This window comes from Loktanella sp. S4079 (assembly GCF_000967725.1).
In the GTDB taxonomy this organism is placed as follows: Bacteria; Pseudomonadota; Alphaproteobacteria; order Rhodobacterales; family Rhodobacteraceae; genus Yoonia.
Genome location: NZ_JXYE01000002.1, coordinates 1,572,427 through 1,594,729, shown reverse-complemented (window position 1 = coordinate 1,594,729; position 22,303 = coordinate 1,572,427). Strand labels below are relative to the sequence as shown.

Sequence of the window (22,303 nt, the reverse complement as noted above, 5' to 3'; positions counted from 1 at the left end):
GCGCCTCGTATTTCTTTTTAGTCCAGATATTTTGGGGTGTGCGGGGGGCTGCCCCCGCACGGATCACTTTTTGCCCGGCGTCCCGTCGAATTTCTTCTCAAGGCTGTCCCAACAGTCGATGTAGTCGTCCTGCAAGGGTGCCTCTTTCGCGGCGAATTTGGTCAGGTGCTGGGGGAAGCGTGTCTCGAACATGAAGGACATCGTGTTGTCCAGCTTTTCGGCTTTCAGTTCGGCATTCGACGCACCTTCAAAGGCGTTCCGGTCGGGACCATGCGGCAGCATCATGTTGTGCAGGCTCATACCACCGGGGACAAAGCCCTGCGGTTTGGCATCGTACTGGCCGTAGATGTTGCCCATCAGCTCGGACATGATGTTCTTGTGGTACCACGGCGGACGGAAGGTGTTTTCCGCCACCATCCAGCGTTCGCGGAACAGGACAAAGTCGATATTCGCCGTTCCGGGCACACCACTGGGCGCGGTCAGAACCGTAAAGATCGACGGATCAGGGTGGTCGAACAGGACCGCGCCCACCGGACAGTAGGTCGACAGATCGTATTTGTAGGGTGCGTAGTTGCCATGCCATGCGACAACGTCCAGCGGGCTTTGCGCGATCTGCGTTTCGTGGAACTGGCCACACCACTTGATGGTCAGGGTCGACGGCACCTCGCGATCCTCATAGGCCGCAACGGGCGCTTTGAAGTCACGGGGGTTGGCAAGACAGTTCGCCCCGATCGGGCCACGGCCGGGCAGTTCGAATTTCTGCCCGTAGTTTTCACAGACAAAACCGCGGCACGGGCCTTCCAGCACCTCAACGCGATAGACCAGACCACGGGGGATGATCGCGATTTCCTGAGGAGCAAGGTCGATCACACCCAGTTCGGTGCAGAACCGCAGCCGGCCCTCTTGCGGCACCACCAGCAATTCACTGTCGGCGCTGTAGAAATAGCTGTTCACCATGCTTTCGGTCACAAGGTAGATGTGGCTGGCCATGCCGATCTGCGTGTTCACATCGCCCGCCGTCGTCATGGTGCGCATGCCTGTCAGCCACGTGGTTTCGCCGGTCGCCTCGACCGGATCCCAGCGGTACTGGCCAAGGCTGATCACATCGGGATCAACGCAAGGCGCGGATTTCCAGTAAGGAAGATCGATCTTCGTGTACCGCGCCGAATGTTTGACCGACGGGCGAATGCGATAGGTCCACGTGCGCTCTGGCGGGTTCGCGGTAAAGGCCGTGCCAGACAACTGTTCGCCATAAAGACCATAGTTACATTTCTGCGGGCTGTTCATGCCCTGCGGCAACGCACCGGGCAGCGCCTCGGTCTCAAAATCGTTTCCGAACCCCGGCATATAGCCTTCGTGCGTGCCAGTCACATGCGGCGCGCGGGTTAGCGTCGAAGAGGCGGTCATGTCTTTCATCTTTCATCCTCCGTTCTGTCGGGCATCTCGGTCCCGATTCTGATTTCATCGTCACATTCGACGACCGGCACTGGGTCGAGGCCGCATTCCGCCCCGGACAGAACCGAGCCGGAAAGGATGTCGAAACTGGCGCCATGCGCGGTGCATAAGAGCTTGCCGCCACAAGCCGAAACGACTTGGTCGCCGCGATAATCAAGCGGCAAGTACTGGTGGGGGCACGCGTTGACGTAGGCTCGGATACCCGATGAAGTTCGGACAACAATCATCGGGAAACGACCGCGTGGGCTGTCGATCACAATGGTGCGTATCGTGCCAACCGCATTACTGGCGCAGACCACGGTTCCCGAAGGCGGCGCGGTTGAATAATCTCTCCAGCTCATGAGGTTGCCCCCAAGCTGGCTTGAGAACGCGGCCCCGTCCCAGTCATTCCGCGGGCTCGGTGTTCAGGACGCCTCGGCGGATCTGGTCCTCTTCGATTGATTCAAAGAGCGCTTTGAAGTTGCCCTCGCCAAACCCGTCGTCCCCTTTGCGCTGGATGAACTCAAAGAAGATCGGGCCAATCACCGTTTTCGAGAAGATCTGCAAAAGGATACGGGTCATCCCACCGTCGATCACGCCTTCCCCGTCGATCAAGATGCCGCGATTGCGCATTCTTTCCAGCGGTTCATTGTGGTCTTTGACGCGCTTGTGAGACATCTCGTAATAGGTGTCCGGCGGCGCAGGCATGAATTCCATGCCGGCTTCGGCGATCCGGTCGGTGCCGCTGTAGATGTCCTCTGTCGCGATTGCGATATGCTGGATACCTTCGCCCTTGTATTCGCGTAGGTATTCCTCGATCTGGCTGTGAGCATCCGTACTTTCGTTGATCGGGATGCGGATTTTCCCATCGGGCGAGGTCAAGGCGCGGCTGACTAGGCCAGTCTGCTTTCCTTGGATGTCAAAGTACTTGATCTCGCGGAAATTGAATGTCTCGGCGTAGAACTTGTACCACGTATCCATATTGCCGCGGATCACGTTGTGGGTCAGGTGATCGAGATAATAGAAACCGAATCCTTCGGGACGCGGGTCATGCTCGTCCAGCCAGTCGTATTCCGCGTCGTAGCAGCTGCCGAGTGTTCCGTAGGTATCGACGAAATACAGCAAGGAACCGCCGATGCCGATCACGGCCGGCACATCCAGCGACTTGCCAGGGCCAGTGTATTCAGTCGCCCCCAGATCCAGCGCGCGTTTCAGGGCCACCTGCGCATCTACAACGCGCCAAGCCATGGCCGGAGCGCATGGCCCGTGATTGCGCACGAAGCTAGCGGCGTGAGTTTCCGGCTCGGCGTTCAGCAAGTAAGTGATGTCACCCTGACGGTAGAGGGTGATCGCCTTACTCTTGTGCTTGGCCACCGGGACAAAGCCCATCTGGCGGAATATCTGGTCCAACTTCTCCGGCTCTGGGTGGGCAAATTCGACGAATTCGAATCCGTCCGTGCCAGCAGGATTGGCGGCGTTGATTACGGCCTTGGGTGCGTCGTGCGGGAATGGTCCCATCGGTGGTGTCCTCGTTTTTTTCAGTGCTGTTGCCTTCAAAAAGGCGGTCGAAAAGATACGAAGAAAATGCACTGGACTGGATGCAAGGTGTATGTAAAGTTGTGCGCCTATCTCAGTAATTGCACACGGTTCGTGCATAAAATTTGGAAATTATGCGCACTATGCACCTAGATGAATTTGATCATGCGATTCTCGTGGCCCTGCAGCGGGACGGCAATTTGACAAATGCGGCCCTATCCGAATCCGTCGCTTTGTCGCCAAGCCAGATTTCGCGGCGGCGCGCCGCTCTGGAGCAGGCCGAGATCATCCTGGGCTATTCCGCGCGGTTGAATGCCGGAAAGCTCGGGTTTGGTATGCGGGCGATCACCCGTGTGAATCTGCGCAGCCACGGGCAGGAGCGCGAAAACGACTTTGCGCGGTTCGTGCAGCAGCGTTCGGAAATCTGCGCAGCCTTTTCGGTTTCGGGAGATTCGGACTACGTACTGGACATTCGGGTGCGTGGCCTAGACGCCTATGCGCAGTTTATCCACAACCACTTGCTGCCGCATCCACAAGTCAGCCAAGTCCGGTCGGACTTAGTGCTGATGACGCTCAAGGACCAAGGCGGCGTGATATTGAAATAACTTTGACAGTCCGGAAACTTATGTCACCGGTGATTGCGGTGGTTGGACTGCAGATTCCCGGCTTCTGCGGTAGTGATCAGCCAGCATGCGGACATGCCTTTCGATGATAGCTTGCCCCTGCTGGATGTCACCGGCTTCGCAGGCTGCCAGCAGAGCTGCGTGCTGGTCCATAGAAATCTGATTATCAGCGTGCATCTCGGTAAAGAGATGTGTGCGCAGTGCCATCAGCGGACCTATGGTGGAGCCGTAGACCCTGGCCATGGACAGGTTGCCGCTGCTGGTGACGATGGCTCGGTGAAACCGCATATCCGCCAGAGCATAGGCGGCTGCGTCTTTGGCTCGGATCGCTTTGTGCATATCCTCCATCGCTTGTCTCATTCCGCCCAGCAGAGTGTCGGGCGCACGGTCAAGCGCCATCTGTAAGCAGGCGCTTTCAAGACAGACACGGTGATCACAAAGATCAAGGACAGTCTTTTCGTCGGGGGTGAAGACAAACGTGCCCCGTTTCGGAAAAATCCGGACCAAACCTTCGATCTGAAGCAAGGCCAACGCCTCGCGTACGGGCGAACGGCTGATCGACAGCGCATCCGCGAGCCGCTGTTCGGACACCTTTGAGCCGAGCTGCAGTTCACCCACGATGATAGCTTCACGGATGCGATCGGCAGTCAGTTCCATCAACGACTGCGGGGGGGAGATGGGCTTCATCCGTGGGACCTTCAAGGCGGCTATCGCTTAATACCTGTATCTACCATGGCAGATTTATGTTGACAACGGCATCCCTGCCAGCCCATCTTCCGCTGAAATCGAATCTACCATGGTAGATACAATTATGGCGGCGCAGACCGGCAATAGACGGAGGACACCTTGAAGATCGACAACGAAATCCGTGTTCGGACAGGGGATTGCCTTCTTGACGCTTGCCGAGCACTTCTTGGTGAGGAACGCGTGCTGACCGGCACGTCTATGGATCCTTATCTGGAAGACTGGACGGGACGTTTCATTCCCTCGACGCAAGATCGCCCGCATGCTGTCCTGCGCCCTAGATCGACCACTGAAGTGGCTGCAGTTGTACGCCTGTGTGCCGAACATAGCATTGCAGTGGTTCCCCAGGGCGGACGAACCGGACTGTGTGGCGGGGCGCTTCCCGTTGTAGGGCAACCGTGCGTTATCTTGTCCCTCGACGGTATGGCCACGATCCGACGTATCGACACCAATGCACGCACGCTTACGGTCGAGGCAGGCGTCGTCCTTCAGAGTGCGCAGGCTGCAGCGCGCGACAAAGGGCTGGTTTTTCCTTTGACCTTCGGTGCTCAGGGCAGCTGCATGATCGGTGGCGCGCTGGCGACTAATGCCGGAGGGTCGAACGTGCTTCGTTACGGGAACACCCGTGAACTGTGTCTCGGGATCGAAGCCGTGCTGGCCGATGGATCGATCGTTTCAGACCTTGGAGGCCTACGCAAAAACAACACTGGTTACGATCTTCGGCATCTCTTGATAGGCTCCGAAGGAACGCTAGGCATCATCACGGCGGCAGTTTTCCGACTTGCTCCTGAACCGCGCGTGCGCGTCGCGGGCTTCATGGCGCTGGCTCAGCTGGACACAGCGGCAGAGGTGCTGAACCGAATGCAAGATTGCACGGGCGGCGCGGCCGAAGCCTTTGAATTTATGTCGGATCGCGCGACCGAGATGATTTGCCAGGCGTTTCCCGACATACGTCCGCCGCTTGAAAGCCCCGCCCCGAACGGCATTTTTTTTGAACTCGCATCTAGCCGCGTATCGGATGCAGCGCTGGATACCGATGGCAGCCCCGTGTTGCACTCAGCAGTGTTGGATGCTCTCGGAACATTGATGGACGAAGGGTTCGTGACAGACGCCATGATCGCTCAGTCAGAACAGCAGCGATTAGACTTATGGCGACTGCGCGAATCCGTCCTGGAGGCGATGATGCACCACGGTCCTGTATATCCCTTCGACATCTCGCTGCCTTTGTCGCGCATCGCGGAGTTCCTTAGCCGTGTCGATCCTGTCATGCAGCAAATCGGCTTTGTCCACGTCACGGTCGGTCACTTGGGGGACGGAAACCTGCACTACGCGCTAACTGCTGCTCCCGGGCATGACTGGAACGCGCTGCCATTGGATGCGGCACGAACGGTGATCCTTGATGTGCTCACCGAACTAGGAGGAGCATTCTCGGCCGAACATGGCATCGGGCAGGATAAGCTCGACGCCATGCGGTATCACAAGCAACCCGCTCAGCTTGCGGCCCTGCGCGCGATCAAGTCCGCGCTGGATCCGGAGGGCATCTTCAATCCCGGCAAACTGCTGCCCGATCCACACGCCTGACGCCGCACCTATCCTCGCATGCATTTGACCTGCCCGGGCCCGCTTCGCGGTGCAGCGGATGGCGTGTGCCAAAATCCCCGCGACCGCTCCTAACAAAAGGCGATCGCATAACCCGAACCAGATCAGGGAGGATCTTATGTTCGAACCGAAACCCACACGCCGCACAGTTCTAGCAGTGCTAGGTGCTGCATTGGCCACACCAGCACTGGTGCAACATGCCAATGCCGCTGAAGTAACGCTGAGGCTGCACCATTTTTTGCCTGCCGTAGCCCCCATGCACACAGAAGTGCTAGCCCCCTGGGCCGCACGACTGGCCGAAGCGTCGCAAGGTGCCATTGACGTACAAGTCTATCCGGCCATGCAGCTTGGCGGCAAACCGCCCCAACTGGCCGAGCAAGCGAAATCCGGCATTGTCGACATCGCCTGGGCTTTGCCGACATACACCACTGGCCGCTATCCGGTCGCCGAAACCATGGGCCTACCATTTCTAGCCAAGGGAGCCGAGGAAACCTCGGACGCGCTCTATACGCTAATGCAGGAGTTTGGCGGCGACGAATTCGCAGGCATGAAGCCACTCGCATTCTGGAGCCATGATGGCGGCAAGCTGCACATGCGCGGCTCGGCGATCCGTACGGCTGAGGACCTTAAAGGAAAGAAGATCCGTAGCCCCAATGCCGGAATGGGTGATCTTCTGGCGGCGCTCGGGGCAGAGCCCGTCTTCTTCCCGGTCACGGAGATGGTTGTCGGCCTGAGCAATGGTGTGATCGATGGATGTTGTCTGCCATACGAAGTCGTTCCGCCCTTCAAGCTGCATGAGCTGACCGCAGCTTCCAGCGAAGCCATGGCCGGTGCGCGCGGGCTTTACGCGAATACCAACGCGTTGCTGATGAACCAGCGCAGCTATGAGTCCCTCTCAGACGACCTGCGGCGTGTGATCGACGAAAATTCGGGACGGGAACTGTCGCGTCACATCGGTCAGGTTACAGAGTCACGGTTCGAAACTGCAGGGCGGCAGATGGTTGCCGACCATGGGAACGAGATCGCCCAAATCGACGCTGCGGAAATCGCCCGTTGGAAAGAGGCGGCCGAACCGGTTTACGCATCATGGATCACCCGCCTGAATGAGGCAGGCCACGACGGCGCAGCGATTTTGGCCCGCGTTAACGCGCTGCTAGATCAGGGGGGCTGAGGCATGAAACAACGGTCGACGAACTGGACCGTCGTCTGGCCTTCGCAAGGGAGGGGTTCCTCTCCCTTGCGTATTTGGTTGGATCGATTGGCCCGTGTACTTGCTGCCCTTGGCGGGCTTGCGATCCTCGCTACAGCGCTGGCCGTTACCCTCTCGGTTTTGGGCCGCAACATAGGTATCGGCGGCCTGCGCGGCGATTTTGAGTTGGTGGAATTTTCCTGCGTGTTAGCCGCTGGGCTATTCCTCCCGTTGTGCCAAGTCAGCCGCGGTCATGTGATGGTGGACCTTTTCACCAACTGGCTACCCTCTGCGGTCCGGAGGGTTATTGACCGCCTCTGGCTGGCTCTGTTCGCTGCAGGCTGGGGCGCTTTGACGGTCCTGACCCTCGAAGGGATGCAGGACAGCATGGCATATGGCGACCGCTCGATGATGCTCTCACTGCCTCTGTGGTGGACCTTCGTGCCATCGATCCTGGGCGGAGGCGCAGCCTGCCTGATTGCCAGTGCCCAAGTGGTTTGGCCGGGTGCCATGTCCACAACTGAAGCAGGAGCATGACCGTGGAACCTGTGACTCTTGCTATTCTTCTCGTTGCGATCTTGGTTGCGGCAATCCTGCTTAGGGCACCGATTGGCCTTGCCATGGCAGTGGTCGGCGCGGTCGGTTACGTCGCATTGTCCGGTTCGGCGGGCCTGCTAGCCTACCTGTCTTCGGCTTGGCCGGACAAGTTTCTGTCCTATGATCTAGCAATCATTCCGCTATTCATCCTGATGGGGCACCTGGCGACCCGATCGGGCATTTCTACGGCATTGTTCGCTGCATCCAATGCCTGGATCGGGCATTGGCGCGGTGGTTTGGCCATGGCCGCCGTAGCGGGTTGCGCAGTTTTCGGATCGATTTCGGGGTCGTCCATTGCTACGGCCTCGACAATGTCAAAGGTTGCCTTGCCGGAAATGCGCAAGCATGCCTACAGCCCGGCTCTGTCCTCGGGAGCGCTGGCAGCGGGTGGCACGTTGGGCATCTTGATTCCGCCGTCCATCGTGTTGATCATCTATGCCCTGTTGACCGAACAGAATATCGTCAAGCTATTCCTTGCAGCAACCATTCCCGGCATCATGGCGGTTCTCGGGTTTATCATTGCCATCGCGGTGATCGTCCGGCTGAAGCCTGACGCTGCTCCCGTACAGGCACGCGCCGGACTGTCAGTTCGACTGGCCAGCCTGAAAGAGATCTGGCACATCGTCAGTATCTTCGTGATCGTCCTTGGTGGGATCTATGGCGGCTTCTTCACACCTGCGGAAGGGGCGTCGATCGGGGTAGTCCTCACCGGATTGGCAGGTCTTCTGACACGCAGGCTCGATCTTGGTGCGCTGGTGGGTAGCCTGGTAGATACTGCAAGCGCCAGCGCGATGATCTTCGCGATCATCTTCGGCGCAGACCTGTTTAACGTGGCCATCGCGCTGTCTCGTCTGCCCTTAGCCCTATCAGACTGGTTCGCGGCAGCGGACGTCGCGCCTATGACCGTGCTGCTGCTTATCGTGGTCTTCTACCTCGTGATGGGCTGCGTAATGGACAGTCTGTCAATGATCGTGCTGACGGTGCCAGTTTTCTTTCCCACAATGATGACGCTGGATTTTGGCCTGCTTCCAGAACATCAGGCATTGTGGTTCGGCATCCTCACTTTGGTCGTCGTTGAAGTCGGCATGATCACCCCACCGGTCGGGATGAACCTTTTCGTCATCGCAGCGATTGCACGGGATATCCCGACGCGTGCGATCTTTCAGGGGACTATCCCATTCATTTTGGCGGAGCTGACACGCGTCGGATTGCTGATTGCCTTCCCAGCTCTGAGCTTCTGGCTGGTCAGGGTCTGGAGTTGAATAATTCGCCATATGGCGCGCGGCGTGGCAAAGGGTCCATCGCGCGCCCCAATAAGAGAAAGGAAACTTATGAAGGTCCTCGTACCGGTCAAGCGCGTGATCGACTACAACGTGAAGGTCCGCGTAAAGGCGGATGGCGCAGGGGTTGATCTAACGAACGTAAAGATGTCGATGAACCCTTTTGACGAAATCGCAGTCGAAGAAGCGATCCGCATGAAAGAGGCCGGCAAGGCCACCGAAGTGGTTGCTGTCTCCATAGGTGTGAAGCAGGCTCAAGAAACTCTGCGGACCGCTCTGGCGATGGGGGCCGACCGTGCAATCCTCGTCGAGGCTGCTGATGATGTGCATACCGACATCGAGCCGCTGGCTGTCGCGAAGATTATTGCCAAGATCGTCGAGAGCGAACAACCCGGCCTGATCGTGTTGGGCAAACAGGCTATCGATAATGACATGTGCTCCACAGGCCAAATGCTGGCAGCTCTTTTGGGTTGGCCGCAGGCGACCAATGCGAACACAGTGGAAATCAACGGTGACAGCGCGGTCGTTGCGCGTGAAGTGGACGGGGGCCTACAGACCGTGAAGATAAAGCTGCCGGCGATCATCACCACCGATCTGCGGCTGAACGAACCGCGCTACGCGTCGCTACCGAATATCATGAAGGCCAAGAAGAAGCGGCTAGACCTAAAGACCATCGTAGAACTTTGCGTTGATGTGACGCCACGTCTGGAGATTTTGAGAACCTCTGAACCGGAGACCCGCCAAGCCGGTGTGATTGTAGGCTCGGTCGAAGAACTGGTCGCTAAGCTAAAAGAGAAGGGGATTGTTTAATGGCTGTTCTGCTGCTTGCCGAAGTATCGGACGGTAAATTGGCCACCGATGCGGTCTCCAAAGCGCTAACCGCGGTCAAGGACCTGGGCTCTGTGACGGTGTTGGTCGCAGGTCAGTGTAGCGAGGCCGCCGCGGCCGAGGCAGCCACGCTGGAGGGTGTTGCCAAAGTACTTTCCGCTGCGGACCATGGTTTCTCCCGCATGCTGGCCGAGCCGGTTGCCGACCTGATTTTGTCCATTGCGGGCGACTACACGCACATAGCCGCCGCCGCCACGACAAACGCTAGGAATATCCTGCCACGCGTTGCAGGACTGCTGGATGTCATGGTGATTTCAGATGTGACAGCCATTGTCGATGCCGACACGTTTGAGCGACCAGTTTACGCGGGCAATGCGATCCAGACGGTAAAATCCAAGGACACCACCAAGATCTTGACTATCCGCACTACGTCCTTTGATCCTTCGGCCAAAGGTGGCGCGGCCACCGTGGAGCGGTTGGATACAGTCGCCATGTCTGACTTGTCCGAGTGGGTTCAGAACGAGGTTGCTGAGAGCGATCGCCCGGAACTTACCTCGGCCGAAATAATAGTGTCGGGTGGCCGTGGCGTCGGTTCCGAGGAAAACTTTGCCATAGTCGAGAAGCTCGCCGACAAGCTCGGCGCAGCGGTGGGCGCATCGCGCGCCGCAGTGGACAGCGGGTTTGCCCCGAACGATTGGCAGATCGGCCAGACCGGCAAGGTCGTCGCGCCGAACCTTTATGTTGCAGTGGGCATCTCGGGCGCGATCCAGCACCTAGCCGGCATGAAGGATTCCAAGGTAATCATCGCAATCAACAAGGACGAAGAGGCGCCCATATTCCAGGTCGCCGACTACGGTCTTGTCGCTGACCTTTTCGACGCGGTTCCGGAACTGACCGAGAAACTATAATCATGCTGGCTGAGCAGTACCCGGGCTCGCATGAGTTATTGGCTCGCCAGCCCGGGCACTGTCCTTCCGATAGTTAGCATATCGAGTGGCGGCTTCGACGGTTTGCGCTGCAGCAAATTAGGGCATGGTGATCGGCAGCTTTGGGCCGTTGGCGTAGACCATATCCGGGCCGAGCGCTTATGATGCAGCAAAGCGGAGAACGGCAGAAAAGAGCCCATCTTGCAGTATTTCTGTAATGCAGCGAATGTAAGGTTTGGATAGTGATAGGTGGGCGATATGGACATCATGTGTTTAAACGGTTGGGGAGGGAAACTCTTCGAATACCTGCTACCCTACATCCAAACGGCCGCTCCTGAAATCCTATGCTTGCAAGAGGTCGTCCATAGCCCAGCCTCCGATAAAGACTGGCTGACGTATCGAGATGGCGACCATATCCTACCGCAGCGCGCAAATTTCTTCCGTGACGTATGCCGAGTGTTGCCAGATCATGTCGCTATATTCTGTCCTGCCGCGCAGGGCGTGTTGTGGGATGATGATCTATCCATCCCGTCACAGTGGGGGCTGGCCACATTCGTCCATAAATCCATCCCGATCATTGGTCAGGCTCAAGGTTTCGTCCACAAGACTTTCTCGCCAGTTGGCTATGGTGAGCACCCTCGCTCCCGTAGCGCGCATGGTGTGCGCTTATACGACTACAATTCCAATCGTTCTGTTAGCGTTACTCATATGCATGGCTTGCGCGATCTAAATGGAAAAATGGACACACCCGAACGTGCGAAGCAGGCGCAGAATCTGCTTGATATTTCGCGGCAAGTATCGACGGCAGAAGACGTGCAAGTGATTTGTGGTGATTTCAACGTCGAGCCGGATAGCGAAACGCTTCGGATCTTAGCCGATGCAGGTTTTTCTGAACTGGTGACAGGACGCGGGTTCACCAGCACCCGAAACTCTCAATACAAAAAACCGGGCAGGTTCGCCGATTATATGATGATCAGTGATGCCGACCTCGTGCGGAAGTTTGATGTGGTTTACGATCCAGAGGTTTCAGATCACTGCCCGCTTGTACTGAGTATTTAACAGAAGCAGCCGTTCCACTTTTTTAGCTAACTTCAGCAATGTCCCGCAATCCAGTCTTTGGAGCAGGTCGAGATCTCGCCATCGCAGCGAATGTCTCCTACGGAACGCATTCGATGCGGCGCACGAAGGTGACGCAGATCTACAAGAAGACTGGCAACTTGAGAGCGGTCCAGCTTCTACTTGGACACACCAAGATGGACAGCACAGTCCGATACCTTGGCGTCGAACTCGAGGATGCCTTAGCGATTGCTGAAGCAATTGAAATCTAGGCCAAAGGGCCGTTCGAGAGGACGGCCCATTGCGGACATTGACCGGAAATCCAAACGCTGCATTGCAGCCCGTCAGACCAGACATTCGCTGCACTAGAAGCCGACGCAACATGTGGGCATGATGCGTCCCCAAAGGAGCAGCCCTTAGGACTGGTAGCAGTAGTCCAGTATTTCCCCAAAATTGACCTCTTCGCGTTCTAATCGGCGTTCGAGCTCTTCCAACTCGTCGATGCTCTGATATTCATCGCTGAACTCGACACTGAGCTGGAAATTTCCATCTTCCTGTTTCCCGATGTCCGTTAGCTGGTTGCTGAGTGTTTTCAGAACATGGGATGCCAGCTCGACTTGAAGCTTTCTAAATCTAATCAGGCGATGACAGATAAAGAAGTCTGAACGGTCGGGATGTGACGATGCTCTTCCGCTCCAACCTGTGGGCCGAGTGGCAGTAAACAGCGCTTCGTCTTGCGTTTTCTTCCACACGCGAAAGTCAAAATAGTTCTTCGGGTTTGGGTTTTCATGTGTTGGCCGAGGCATATGCTTCGCCCCACCATCATGGGCATACCTGTCCAAGGTCTTAAGGATGCGATTTTGGTAACGCACCTTCCTCCTTACAGAACTCTTCCAATCAAAAATGAGGAGACGCTTGCGTCTCAAAAAACGAACTTCGCGCCGCAAGGTTTCGTCATCGCGGTCCCAGTTCCGCCTAACACGTCGAGGCAAATATTGAAAAATTAAGCTCATAAATCTGAAGACTGAGTTGGCGGGGACGGCGCGGAAATACTGACCTTCATCCTCACACTCTTGCAGAATGTAAACTGCTTTGCCGTAGTAAATGAGGCTTTGGACTACCTCTTTGACTACCTCCTCTACAATGGAATGCCCACCCGAATAGCTCTGCCTGCTGACGAATGCTCCCAACAACTGGTCCTGCAGCTCTTGATTATTTGATGTAATCCGAAACGTGTTCGCGTCTCTCCGCGAGCTGCCAAAGAACATGTTGTGGAAGTCGTCATTGAACATGTTTTGACTGAAGTTTCCCATTCGGTCAACGGGACGAAAAACTAACGCCTCCAAGGCATTTGGTAAAATCTCATGATTGACAAAAAACTCAGGAGCACTGCGAGAAACTCTCATTCTGTCTCTCCTTTTCGCTGCCCAATCTGCGACTTAAAACTGGTGATTTGGTAATTGATTTTATCTTCTGACAAGTCCACCTCATCTAGCACGTGCAACGCAAAGAAGACGTCGCTGGCGCTGTAGTAGCCACCTCTAAATTCGTCGACGATATGGCTTGGATGCTTTGGTCCGTGAGAGGAATAACGGTCGTTGTATCCTGCATCTCGCAACAGGGCTTCGAACTTCATCTTCCACTCGGTTCTAATCAAGCTCCTTGGGGAAGCGTTCATGCTAAAGCTCCTGCTGTCGCTCAACAGCATCGTTCTTTCCAGATACCCCTTGCGGTCTGGTGCCGCTTCTAACAAGCCTTCCCAAATTTTCATTGGGATAGTCTTGAGCGCCTCATTCTGATGATGTTCAGCGTACAGAATTGAATACCCTAAAAGCGTCGCTAGGTCTTTGTTGGCACTTGAAACAAGATGAAGCCGAAACTCTTGGTTTACGTCCAAGTTGGGGTCGGTGAATTTGAAATTTGCCGCCAAAAACGCCAACCCGAAGAATGTCTGGAAAACACGTTCCAATACTTCCTCATCGTTCTGGTGGAGTGCATCGACGCATTCATTCGCAAGTACGAAATATGTCTGTCCAAAGTGGTCAGGCAGGCTTGCGTCATGGGCACGTGAAGCAAACAAATGACTCCCCAAATTTCTGTCGGACAAGAGCTTCATCAATTCACTACGCTGGACTTCAAATTGGTTTTGAAGTTTCTCAAAATCCAACGTTGGAAGCTTGTACATTTCGTCATCGTATAGCTGGTACTTAGCGTACCGCGTAAACAACCGCTCCAAGTCATCGTACCAGCCTGGCAGTTTCCAGTTGGAATGGAGGGTGCTCAAGACCACTTGGGTTGCTGCTGCTGGATGTCCTGATGCCACAAGAGTCTGGGCAAACTTCGGAAGTTCAGTACTTTCGAAATCCGCGACGGCTTCGACGATTTTGAAGTACTCTTCCAAAGCAGCTTTAATGGTAAGTTGCTGCAAGTACTTTGGTCGGGATAAGCGACGCTGCTCAATCTTTTGTTCAAAGACTATCCGCTTTTGAAGTGGGCGAATTTTGACCTGTAGAAAGGCTGGAAGATTCTTACTTGCGGCAAACGACCAGTCATCTTCTGCAAAAAACCGCATCAAATCCTTGTCAAAGGTCTGTATCCTGCGCAGCGTCTCAAGGAAGAAATTTTGAGCGATTGCGGCCCAAGTATCAGCCAATGCAATTGCGTGTTTCGACGTTTCACTATTCTTGCTGTCAAGCTCTGGCAGGTATTGTTCAAGCAAAAGCCGTACGGCCGCGAAATCGTCTAACCCTGTCTGAAAATATAGTCCATGCGCATACACAGACGCACGGTGCTGGAGGTCTGAAACCAGCCGAAGTGAAAGCTCCCACTTCTTTGCTCTTAGTGCTAGTTCAAGATGATGGTGAATTTTTTCGAGGACTGCACTTTCAAGCCAGTCTAAATCTGGTCGTTCTTCAGGTGTGATTTGAGAACTAGTTCGGAGGGCCATTGAAGTCGCTGAATCGCCAGCTAAGAACCAGTTTGGATGAAACTGAATCCGTGGGAACCAGTAGCTGTCCTCTGGAATTTTGTGCTTTTGCTTCAAGTAATAGGCTAGCAGGCCCGAGTACCTGCTGGTTAGAAGTGGTAGATTTTGCTCAACTTTGCTTTGCTCGCTTTGAAGTCTTTCGTTTATGAAATCGAGTTGCTTCAGCTTCGTTCTAGCCAACTGGGAAAAGTGGTTCTGATAGGAAATTGAGTTCCTGTCTTGAGCGACCCGTTCAATGTGCTGGGCGATTTTTGGAAGAATCTCACCGTCAATCAACGGCGTGAGCTCAAAGAACTCAAACAATCTCCGACCGATTGGGAAAAGTGTTAAGACAGATAACACAGTCAAGCAGCTTGAAACCACATATACTCCAAGCCCTGTTTGGTGGCCAAATATGTTGATGGCTGTGACCGTGAGACAAAAGGTGGTCGCAAAGATGAGGGTTGAAGTGTATAAGTTGCCGACTTGTTCGCCTATCAACAGGCTGACGATTTTTCGGTTCAATTTGGCGTAACCAGTGCTGAGAATGATACCGATGGTGGCAAAATAAATCGAAAAAATTGCAGCTAAGAGAACCGCATAGAACTCAAGTTGTTCGTTATAGTCGTCGTGTGTGGCAGCATCAGGCCAACTCGTAAGATGAAACACATCGACTATACGATGCTCTGCGAATTCCAATGCCAGTAAAGCCAAGCCAACGGTGAGAAATTTTTTTAAGCCAATCCAGATTAGTTGCCAGCCAATCCGCGATTTCTGAATCTGCGCTCTGACACCTGAGGTGCCATGATTCCTCAGCTTTTCAGCACGAAACAACTGCCGCGAGATCCAACCTCTCGCTTTCCAAAATCGGCCTGTGGAAACCGCCCAAACTCTTAATCGTGTTAACAATTCTTATTCCCAACCAGTTATCGTGACCTTATATCAACGTGGGCTTGCAGGTTTCAGCTATTGAGCGTGCCTTTTTCAAATATGAAGAAAAGTGTTACTCCCTAATACCAGACTAACTCACAAAGAATGTTGCTCTGTCCGGCCGTGTTCTGCAACCTATTGCTGAATGTTTTTGCATACGTTGCACAGCAGCTTTAGAAATTGTCGTTCAACTGTATGCATTTGCTGCGAATGGCTGCTTCCCGCCCTTGCCGCATCCCCTTGCACATGCAGCATGACAAATGCAGTCATTCAGCGCAAATCAATCAAGGTGGGTTTGTCCGCAAATAGGCGAACTTGGCTTTGACGATCTCGAACGTCTGCTCTCGAACAAAGCAAACACTATCATAGTGAAGCCTCAATTCCTTCTTTCATCCGTGCGGTCCTTGCTGGCTCGGTCGAGCCTTTCGTTGCGTGCCATGATGCGCGCTAGGCTCGCGCCAGTCCCGGTGCTTTGACGGGGTGGAGGGATTGGGGTTGGGTTTACTGGGTTTTGACTGGGTGGGCCAGTTGGCGTGCGTGGCTGCATCTGCGATCCGCGACGCGGCGATCCCAAGCCCAGATAGGCCTGACGACTGACGGCCCCGACGACTGATCCGGCCAAACCGGCGTTAAGATCACCGGAAAGAGTGCGCACAATGAGAGGGATGAACAGCACCAGTGCAAAGGATAGAAACACAACCATCAGGAACGGCAACGCCATACCGATGCTGCTGATGTCTGTGGCATCGCCTAGTTCCGCTTGCAGGAGGTCAATCAGGCCGAAAATCACTGAGAACACACCTGCGATGACGACCGGGTAGAGCGACCAACTGACCAGCGCCGCCAACCAGCGTTTGAAATAGTCTTCTGTGACCTTGAACAGCGACAGCGCAATCATGATAGGGGCAAGGCCCAGCAACAGCGTTGCGACCATCTTTGCCAAGACCATAATCAGCGCCGCAACCCCGCCCAGAAGAGACAACAGCACGACAAGCAGCACGCTCATCATCGCTCCTGCCATCCAATTAAGCTGCGCGCCGATCTGGTTGGCATAGGCAGACAGATCATTGGTAAGCTGATCAAACCGCTCCGCGAAAAACGCGCTACCTGTGCCGGTACCACCCGTGATCGAGCCAATAAAAAGCCCTGCCACGTTGTCGATACCGTCAATAATGCCGCCTGAGACCTGATTGAACTGAACCCAGTTGAAGGCGAAGATCTGGATCAGGACGATCTTAACCAGCAGGTAGAACACATCTGCGCCACTCATCGGCCGGATTTGCAGCGACATGTTGATGAACAGAAAGATGAGCGCCAATGTCATCATCAGCAAGATGGCGTTGCCCATGCCAGAGGCGATTGTGGCAAATTGCGATTCCGCGATAGTGTCTAGCCCCTGATCGGCGGCGTCAACGATGAACTGAACCATGCCCATTATTCAATCTCCCCGCATTGCGCGGCGACCGTATTGCGCAGTGTTTCCATGTTCGGGAAATACTCAACTTCCACCCAAGTGTCATAGTTTGCGCGCGGTCCCTGATTGAAACCAAGACGCTCAAATTCAGAAGCGATGACGGACCAGTCCGGTCGCAAAACATGGCAACCGCAAGAACCGTCCTCGATCACAGCGCGGTGTCGCATGAGACTATAGAGCTTGTCGGCAGCCACACTACGCCAAGCATCGCGAAAGGTGGAAAAGGTCAGCTCATCTGGTCGTTCCAGAATGGCACATCCAAATTCATCAAGGCGGGCGCTGTCATCGGCATGGACCTGCCCACCGATCACCAAACATACTGCAACTGTTCTAAGCATCTTTCTCTCCTTCATTCTGTGATTTCGAGGGCTGCGGGACTGTCGAGGCGGCATGCCGCCAGCCAAGAATAGCTGCCTGATTGCCATGCTCCCGCACGACCATTTCAAGCCCGAGCAGGAACCCGAGCGAGCATTGTTCCGCATAGCGGCGAGCGCTCTCACCCAATGTGAAAGCGTATCCAGCGGTGATATGTTCATGCCGATTAATCAAAACGCTGACCCGCTCCAACGCATCAGCAGCGGGGTCTATACCGGGTCGCCAAACCTGCCATGGGTTTGACGGCTTGTTTTCAGTGACGGAGGCCATGTGGTTCCTCCGCGTCGGTCTTTCGGTTCAAGGCGTGTCGATCTGTCTCTGTGCCTTCTGGACGCTCTCCAAGCTGTCCTTGAGCCTCTGCGATAGCTCCGCGTAGGTCTGATCTTCGGCCATCCAGCCGTTCAATGCAGCGACCAACGAAGCCTGCGACCTCACCAGCCCGATCACGCAGAGCTTCAAGCCATCCAGTTCCGCCTTTGTGTCCTGCGCCCATCGCGCCTCGCAGGCTTTCAATTCCTGCGCAGAGGCTTTCGAGGCCTCCGTCAACTGCTCGACGTAATTCAGCAATTCGCGCTCCAACGGCGTCAGACCATCCATCCCTTACGACCCTTCGATCTTGAGGCAATCGACCGTCCGGTTTCCCAGACGACATTGCGCTATGCTGACCTGATCCGTGATGGGCACCAGATAGGTCGCCTCCTCCCGCACCACTGGCCTCACGCCCGAATAGCTCTCCCTGGGCTGCATGATCGTCCCAATCGCCCAGATCGACAGGCCCGAGCTGATCATCACGCACAGGCTCACTCCCATCATCCACATCACGCGGCGAGGGTCCGGCTTCCTGTTCTGGTTGCTCTGCATCAAGAGGTGCTTCCGCACGCTCAACAGATACGTTTCCATATCGGTCTTGATTATAGCCAGCCCGCTTTCGGCAGTGGTCCTCAAATCGTCTCTGAAGCTCTGCAATTGAGCTTCCATCAAGGCGGCGTTCTCGCGGCGCATCTGTTCCAGGTCCGCGTTCAGCTTTTCGCTCAAGCGTTGTTTCGGCTCTCCAGTCTTCATGGAAAAATTCTCCTTTCAAGCGCCAGCGCTCGTTGGTTATAGGGTCTTTGACGGTGATGTAATTCTTGCCAGCGCGGGGCACTTCAAAACCCGCCTCTTTAAGCGCACCGGTCAGCGCGGCACGATCCGTGATCAGACCCTCATATATCTGATCACGGATCCAGCCGTGCAGCGCCTCGCGTCCGGCAGCGCGATCCGGTGCCTCAGCCACCCTCTTCGTCTCAAGAGCACGGCTTGAGTCCATTGGATCATCCCAACTGTGAGTTTTGTTCAACAAGTCACGAACGCTGTTAAAGGCATGTTCGTGACCGGGCGGCGCAATGTTGAGGCTAAGGCCGGTTTGAAGTTCTATGCTTGGCGTGCAGAAATGCAGCTCAACGCGATCTTCATGCGTATGTCGCACCCATAGGCAGGCATATTGATCGGCGTCCAATCCAGCAAATGCGATTTGTTCGAATTGATCGATGACCTCGTGTTGCTGATCTTCCGAAGGCGCATCTTCGGTGGAAAAACTGACGACGCCCGCTTTGTACGCGCGCTTATTTCGACAACTATCGATCAGATCAATTATGCTTTTTGGATCGCCGCGCAACACCTCTGGCAACGGATCGCGTATGACTGTTTTCGGGTGCCCAAAATCATCGCGGATCAGGTCGCGATTTTCGTCATACGCTAGAACTGTGCGCGCGATCAGATAATTGACTGGGGCAGCACCCCCTCCCGTACCGTTGGAGAAAAACTTGATCAACATTCGGGTGGCTTTCGATGCTGAGCGATTATGTTTGCCAATCCACGCTCAATGCCGACGAGCATTGCCGCTATTCGCAGGGCATCGATCTCGCTCGCGCGACCGGTGCGGGTTGCAGTGTTGAGCCATCGAGCAACTTGATTGAGGTTACCGCCATAGCTCGCCACCGCACGAACAAGATTAGGATCAACTGTCGGAAATGGGCGCGGACGCCGCCGCTCGGTTCCAACGACAAGTTCGCGAACGAAGGCAGATACTGATTGCAGTTGGGCATCAGCCCGCTCGCGAACGAGAACCTTAAGTTCGTCCGAGCATTCAACGTAGATTGCCTTGGGTCGTTCCTTCGGCGCACAGGAATTGTGCGGCTTGGTGGGGTTCGAAGGGGAGGCTTGCCCCCCCTCGCAAGGGTTCTTCAAATCTCTAGGGATTTGTGACCTTGCTCTTAGCGCTTCTTTGGGATCGATCTCGCTCATGATATGAGGCCCGCAGCTTGAATTTGCGCCATCGTGACCAATTTTGAGGCAAGCAGCGCCGCGACTTGCGGAGCTGTGATGTGTTTGCACATCGGGCTGCGATCATTGATCCAGCAGGCCAACCGCGCATGGTGATCGGCTTGCAGCGCTGCCGTCTTCTCTCGGTCGTCTACCTGCTTCTCGACATAGCGCTGCCAGCGCCGCGATTGAAACCAGTTGTCAGAAAAGCAGACCTTGGAGCGAGTGAACCCTGCGCTGTCGGTTGCGTAGGCTTGGACGGCTTGCAGCAAGGCCTCCGGTGCAATCCCTTCCTTCATGGCTTCTTTGATCTGGGCAAGACAGGCTGCTTTGCCCCGTAATCGGTCGGGCGGATATGCCGCCAAAACCTTCTCAGCCTCCCCCGCCTCGCGCCTGCGCGAAGGAGGTTCCTTTACAGGTTCAATGGTAAGGTTCCTGTCCCGATTTGAGACTACCCCCGTCTCACCCTTGAGACTTTTCCCTCGCTTTTTTGAGACGTTTCCCCCCGTCTCATTTTGAGATGAAACCCCATTGGGACCGCTGTCCCCACGTTTCGGACGCGAGCTGGGTCCAAGAGTGATATCAAGGTGCAGTTCATACTGATTGGACCCACGCCCGCCATCGCCGTCACCTCGAGCATGGCGCGTTACAAGCCCACATTCTTCCAAGCTCGTCATATGCCGAAACAGCGTTGCGCGGCCCATCTCGCATTCGTCTGCCAACCGCTGGGCGCTTGGATTGCACTGGCCAGTTTCTTTGTTGTGGAAGTCCGCTAGTTGGATCAGCACAATCTTGGCTGCAGGTTTCAAGCCTTTGACGTTCGCGGCCCAGATCAATGCCATGCCACTCATGGCTTTTCCTCCAAGGAGGTCGATAGCGGTTTCAGGGTGTTTGAAACATTCTTGTTTAGTTCACGGTTTGTACGGGGCTGTTTTGAAACATAGCCCCCTTGAAATGAACGGATAAATGGCCGGATTGCAAATCCGTGTACACCGGTTCGATTCCGGTACTCGCCTCCAATTATCACCACATTACAGACACTTAGACGGATGCAATGGGCATGACCCCCTATAGCCCCCACCTAAGGACTCCGTTCTTGGTAGGTCACCGATCCGCATCACTGTTCGCTTCGAGACTTGTGTACGGCCAGCTACAGGAAAAACGGGTTCAGTTAGCACCCCAGGAAGTCACATCGCAACAACCAGATCTAGACACATCGGCAGCACGAGTTCGATAAGCGATAGCAGCGCTATGCTCGAAAAAAAGCCAAGGTCGCCGGTCGCACTAGACGGTTTCAACATAGCCTATCTACAACCCCGGATACCAGACCACCTTGGAAAGATGCACCATATATGCTCTACATAAGCCAACTTGATCTGAATACTCAGTCAGAAGTTGATTCCGAACCGGCCGACAAACAGTTCTTGGCCCAATAAAAACATGATGAGACAAATACTTAAATGAAAGATGGCGCTTCAAACCCGAAAGGCACACCTGACCCAAAATCGGTAAAGCCAGCTTACGAAACACCCTTTGGTAGCGTCCTAGAGGGGAAAATTGAAGATGCTCTGGAGAGCGAACACCTCAATCGCCTAAAGGGCAAGGTCAATCTAATTCTGACATCGCCTCCCTACCCATTGGTCCGGAAGAAACAGTATGGCAACTCAAACGGACAGGAGTATTTGGATTGGTTGTCTTCATTGGCAGTTGGCCTAAGCGACTTGCTCGCAGATGACGGCTCAATCGTCGTGGAAATTGGCAATGCTTGGGAACCGGGCTCGCCCACAATGTCAACTTTGCCACTGGAAGCGCTCATGGCTTTCAAACGCAAAGCCAACCTAAATCTCTGCTAACACGTTATCTGTCACAACCCAGCGAGACTTCCCAGCCCAGCCGCGTGGGTCAATGTGAAGCGTATACGACTGAAAGACTCTTTCACTCACGTTTGGTGGATGTCGAAGAGCGAGTATCCAAAGGCTGATAACCGCAAGGTATTGAATCCTTATAGTAAGGATATGAAGCGCCTGCTCAAAAGAAAGAGCTACAATGCCGGAGCTCGCCCTTCTGGTCACGTGATTTCTGAGACTGGTTTTTTGAATGACCATGGTGGAGCCATCGGGCCAAATGTCCTTGATCTAGAAGGAAACGCCTTCCCCGAAGCACTTTTAAAGTACTCTGGAACTCAGTGGGACGCCAAGTACAGAGCGTATTGTGAAGAAAAAGAGCTGCCTGCGCACCCCGCGAGGATGCAATCGGCGCTATCCGCTTTTTTCATTCAGTTCCTAACCGATGAGGATGATCTGGTGTTCGACCCATTCTTAGGATCGAACACGACCGGGGCTGTTGCGCAAGAACTCGGACGCCGCTGGTTGGGCGTGGAAGCCAAGAGCGAATATATTGAAGGCTCGAAGGGGCGCTTTGAAGAGATTGTAGAACGCACCTAGAT

Annotated in this window: 21 protein-coding genes, 1 tRNA gene and 1 pseudogene; 11 read left to right on the top strand and 12 right to left on the bottom strand. The window is 54.9% G+C overall.

Features of this window, described 5'->3' with window-relative positions; genetic code table 11:
• Window positions 1–63: 63 nt before the first annotated feature.
• Genes hmgA through hppD form a run of 3 tightly spaced genes read right to left on the bottom strand, consistent with a single transcriptional unit; the run spans window position 64 to window position 2,952 of the window.
• Window positions 64–1,416 carry a homogentisate 1,2-dioxygenase gene (hmgA, locus tag TW80_RS09115; protein ID WP_045996895.1) on the bottom strand — a complete coding sequence of 451 codons (1,353 nt, stop codon included), beginning with the start codon at window positions 1,414–1,416 and terminating at the stop codon, window positions 64–66.
• Window positions 1,413–1,796 carry a Rieske (2Fe-2S) protein gene (locus TW80_RS09110; protein WP_045996894.1) on the bottom strand — a complete coding sequence of 128 codons (384 nt, stop codon included), beginning with the start codon at window positions 1,794–1,796 and terminating at the stop codon, window positions 1,413–1,415. The genes hmgA and TW80_RS09110 overlap by 4 nt, the downstream gene beginning before the upstream one ends.
• Window positions 1,797–1,839: 43 nt before the next feature.
• Window positions 1,840–2,952 (bottom strand): 4-hydroxyphenylpyruvate dioxygenase, encoded by a 1,113-nt coding sequence (gene hppD, locus TW80_RS09105; protein WP_045996893.1) that lies wholly within the window; start codon window positions 2,950–2,952, stop codon window positions 1,840–1,842.
• A 161-nt stretch (window positions 2,953–3,113) separates the two neighbouring features.
• Between hppD and TW80_RS09100 the strand changes: the two genes are divergently transcribed.
• Window positions 3,114–3,575 carry an Lrp/AsnC family transcriptional regulator gene (locus TW80_RS09100; RefSeq protein WP_239450506.1) on the top strand — a complete coding sequence of 154 codons (462 nt, stop codon included), beginning with the start codon at window positions 3,114–3,116 and terminating at the stop codon, window positions 3,573–3,575.
• Window positions 3,576–3,593: 18 nt separating this feature from the next.
• Here TW80_RS09100 and TW80_RS09095 read toward each other — a convergent pair whose 3' ends face one another.
• Window positions 3,594–4,280, bottom strand: coding sequence for a GntR family transcriptional regulator (locus TW80_RS09095; RefSeq protein ID WP_052700934.1), 687 nt, complete (start codon window positions 4,278–4,280; stop codon window positions 3,594–3,596).
• A 159-nt stretch (window positions 4,281–4,439) separates the two neighbouring features.
• Here TW80_RS09095 and TW80_RS09090 point away from each other — a divergent pair, with 159 nt between their 5' ends.
• The 8 genes from TW80_RS09090 to TW80_RS17835 all read left to right on the top strand — a co-directional run bounded on the left by TW80_RS09090 (window position 4,440) and on the right by TW80_RS17835 (window position 12,084).
• On the top strand, window positions 4,440–5,918 hold the full coding sequence (locus TW80_RS09090; protein ID WP_084625737.1) for an FAD-binding oxidoreductase: 1,479 nt from the start codon (window positions 4,440–4,442) through the stop codon (window positions 5,916–5,918).
• A gap of 136 nt (window positions 5,919–6,054) precedes the next feature.
• Window positions 6,055–7,107 carry a TRAP transporter substrate-binding protein gene (locus TW80_RS09085; RefSeq protein WP_045996891.1) on the top strand — a complete coding sequence of 351 codons (1,053 nt, stop codon included), beginning with the start codon at window positions 6,055–6,057 and terminating at the stop codon, window positions 7,105–7,107.
• 66 nt (window positions 7,108–7,173) lie between these two features.
• Window positions 7,174–7,662, top strand: a complete 489-nt coding sequence (locus TW80_RS09080) for a TRAP transporter small permease (RefSeq protein WP_052700931.1) — start codon at window positions 7,174–7,176, stop codon at window positions 7,660–7,662.
• Window positions 7,659–8,984 carry a TRAP transporter large permease gene (locus tag TW80_RS09075; protein WP_045996889.1) on the top strand — a complete coding sequence of 442 codons (1,326 nt, stop codon included), beginning with the start codon at window positions 7,659–7,661 and terminating at the stop codon, window positions 8,982–8,984. Before TW80_RS09080 ends, TW80_RS09075 begins: the two co-directional genes overlap by 4 nt.
• Before the next feature lie 69 nt (window positions 8,985–9,053).
• The gene (locus tag TW80_RS09070) at window positions 9,054–9,812 is read left to right on the top strand and encodes an electron transfer flavoprotein subunit beta/FixA family protein (RefSeq protein ID WP_045996888.1); all 759 of its coding nucleotides are present in this window, start codon (window positions 9,054–9,056) and stop codon (window positions 9,810–9,812) included.
• Window positions 9,812–10,738 (top strand): electron transfer flavoprotein subunit alpha/FixB family protein, encoded by a 927-nt coding sequence (locus TW80_RS09065; RefSeq protein ID WP_045996887.1) that lies wholly within the window; start codon window positions 9,812–9,814, stop codon window positions 10,736–10,738. The genes TW80_RS09070 and TW80_RS09065 overlap by 1 nt, the downstream gene beginning before the upstream one ends.
• A 276-nt stretch (window positions 10,739–11,014) precedes the next feature.
• Window positions 11,015–11,815 carry an endonuclease/exonuclease/phosphatase family protein gene (locus tag TW80_RS09060; protein ID WP_045996886.1) on the top strand — a complete coding sequence of 267 codons (801 nt, stop codon included), beginning with the start codon at window positions 11,015–11,017 and terminating at the stop codon, window positions 11,813–11,815.
• 38 nt (window positions 11,816–11,853) lie between these two features.
• On the top strand, window positions 11,854–12,084 hold the full coding sequence (locus TW80_RS17835; protein ID WP_275041303.1) for a tyrosine-type recombinase/integrase: 231 nt from the start codon (window positions 11,854–11,856) through the stop codon (window positions 12,082–12,084).
• A 144-nt stretch (window positions 12,085–12,228) separates the two neighbouring features.
• Here TW80_RS17835 and TW80_RS09050 read toward each other — a convergent pair whose 3' ends face one another.
• From TW80_RS09050 to TW80_RS18370, 8 genes are all read right to left on the bottom strand, one after another.
• Complete coding sequence (locus TW80_RS09050) at window positions 12,229–13,218, bottom strand: hypothetical protein (RefSeq protein ID WP_045996884.1); 990 nt, start codon at window positions 13,216–13,218, stop codon at window positions 12,229–12,231.
• On the bottom strand, window positions 13,215–15,686 hold the full coding sequence (locus TW80_RS09045) for a hypothetical protein (RefSeq protein ID WP_045996883.1): 2,472 nt from the start codon (window positions 15,684–15,686) through the stop codon (window positions 13,215–13,217). Before TW80_RS09045 ends, TW80_RS09050 begins: the two co-directional genes overlap by 4 nt.
• 397 nt (window positions 15,687–16,083) lie before the next feature.
• Window positions 16,084–17,142: a type IV secretion system protein gene (locus TW80_RS09040; RefSeq protein ID WP_045996882.1), complete on the bottom strand. Its 1,059-nt coding sequence runs from the start codon at window positions 17,140–17,142 to the stop codon at window positions 16,084–16,086.
• Entirely contained in the window at window positions 17,142–17,519 is a 378-nt protein-coding gene (locus TW80_RS09035; RefSeq protein ID WP_052700929.1) for a hypothetical protein, read from the bottom strand. The genes TW80_RS09040 and TW80_RS09035 overlap by 1 nt, the downstream gene beginning before the upstream one ends.
• Window positions 17,512–17,826, bottom strand: a complete 315-nt coding sequence (locus TW80_RS09030; RefSeq protein WP_045996880.1) for a hypothetical protein — start codon at window positions 17,824–17,826, stop codon at window positions 17,512–17,514. The genes TW80_RS09035 and TW80_RS09030 overlap by 8 nt, the downstream gene beginning before the upstream one ends.
• A complete protein-coding gene (locus TW80_RS09025) occupies window positions 17,810–19,369 on the bottom strand; it encodes a relaxase/mobilization nuclease domain-containing protein (protein WP_045996879.1) in 1,560 nt (519 codons plus the stop codon). The genes TW80_RS09030 and TW80_RS09025 overlap by 17 nt, the downstream gene beginning before the upstream one ends.
• Complete coding sequence (locus tag TW80_RS09020) at window positions 19,363–19,839, bottom strand: plasmid mobilization relaxosome protein MobC (protein ID WP_204218480.1); 477 nt, start codon at window positions 19,837–19,839, stop codon at window positions 19,363–19,365. The genes TW80_RS09025 and TW80_RS09020 overlap by 7 nt, the downstream gene beginning before the upstream one ends.
• A complete protein-coding gene (locus tag TW80_RS18370; protein WP_239450505.1) occupies window positions 19,836–20,708 on the bottom strand; it encodes a helix-turn-helix domain-containing protein in 873 nt (290 codons plus the stop codon). The genes TW80_RS09020 and TW80_RS18370 overlap by 4 nt, the downstream gene beginning before the upstream one ends.
• 101 nt (window positions 20,709–20,809) lie before the next feature.
• Here TW80_RS18370 and TW80_RS18070 point away from each other — a divergent pair.
• Both TW80_RS18070 and TW80_RS18365 read left to right on the top strand, forming a co-directional pair.
• A tRNA-Cys gene (locus TW80_RS18070) sits at window positions 20,810–20,876 on the top strand.
• Window positions 20,877–21,317: 441 nt separating this feature from the next.
• Window positions 21,318–22,301 (top strand): annotated as a pseudogene (locus TW80_RS18365) (DNA-methyltransferase).
• The last annotated feature ends 2 nt before the right edge of the window (window positions 22,302–22,303 follow it).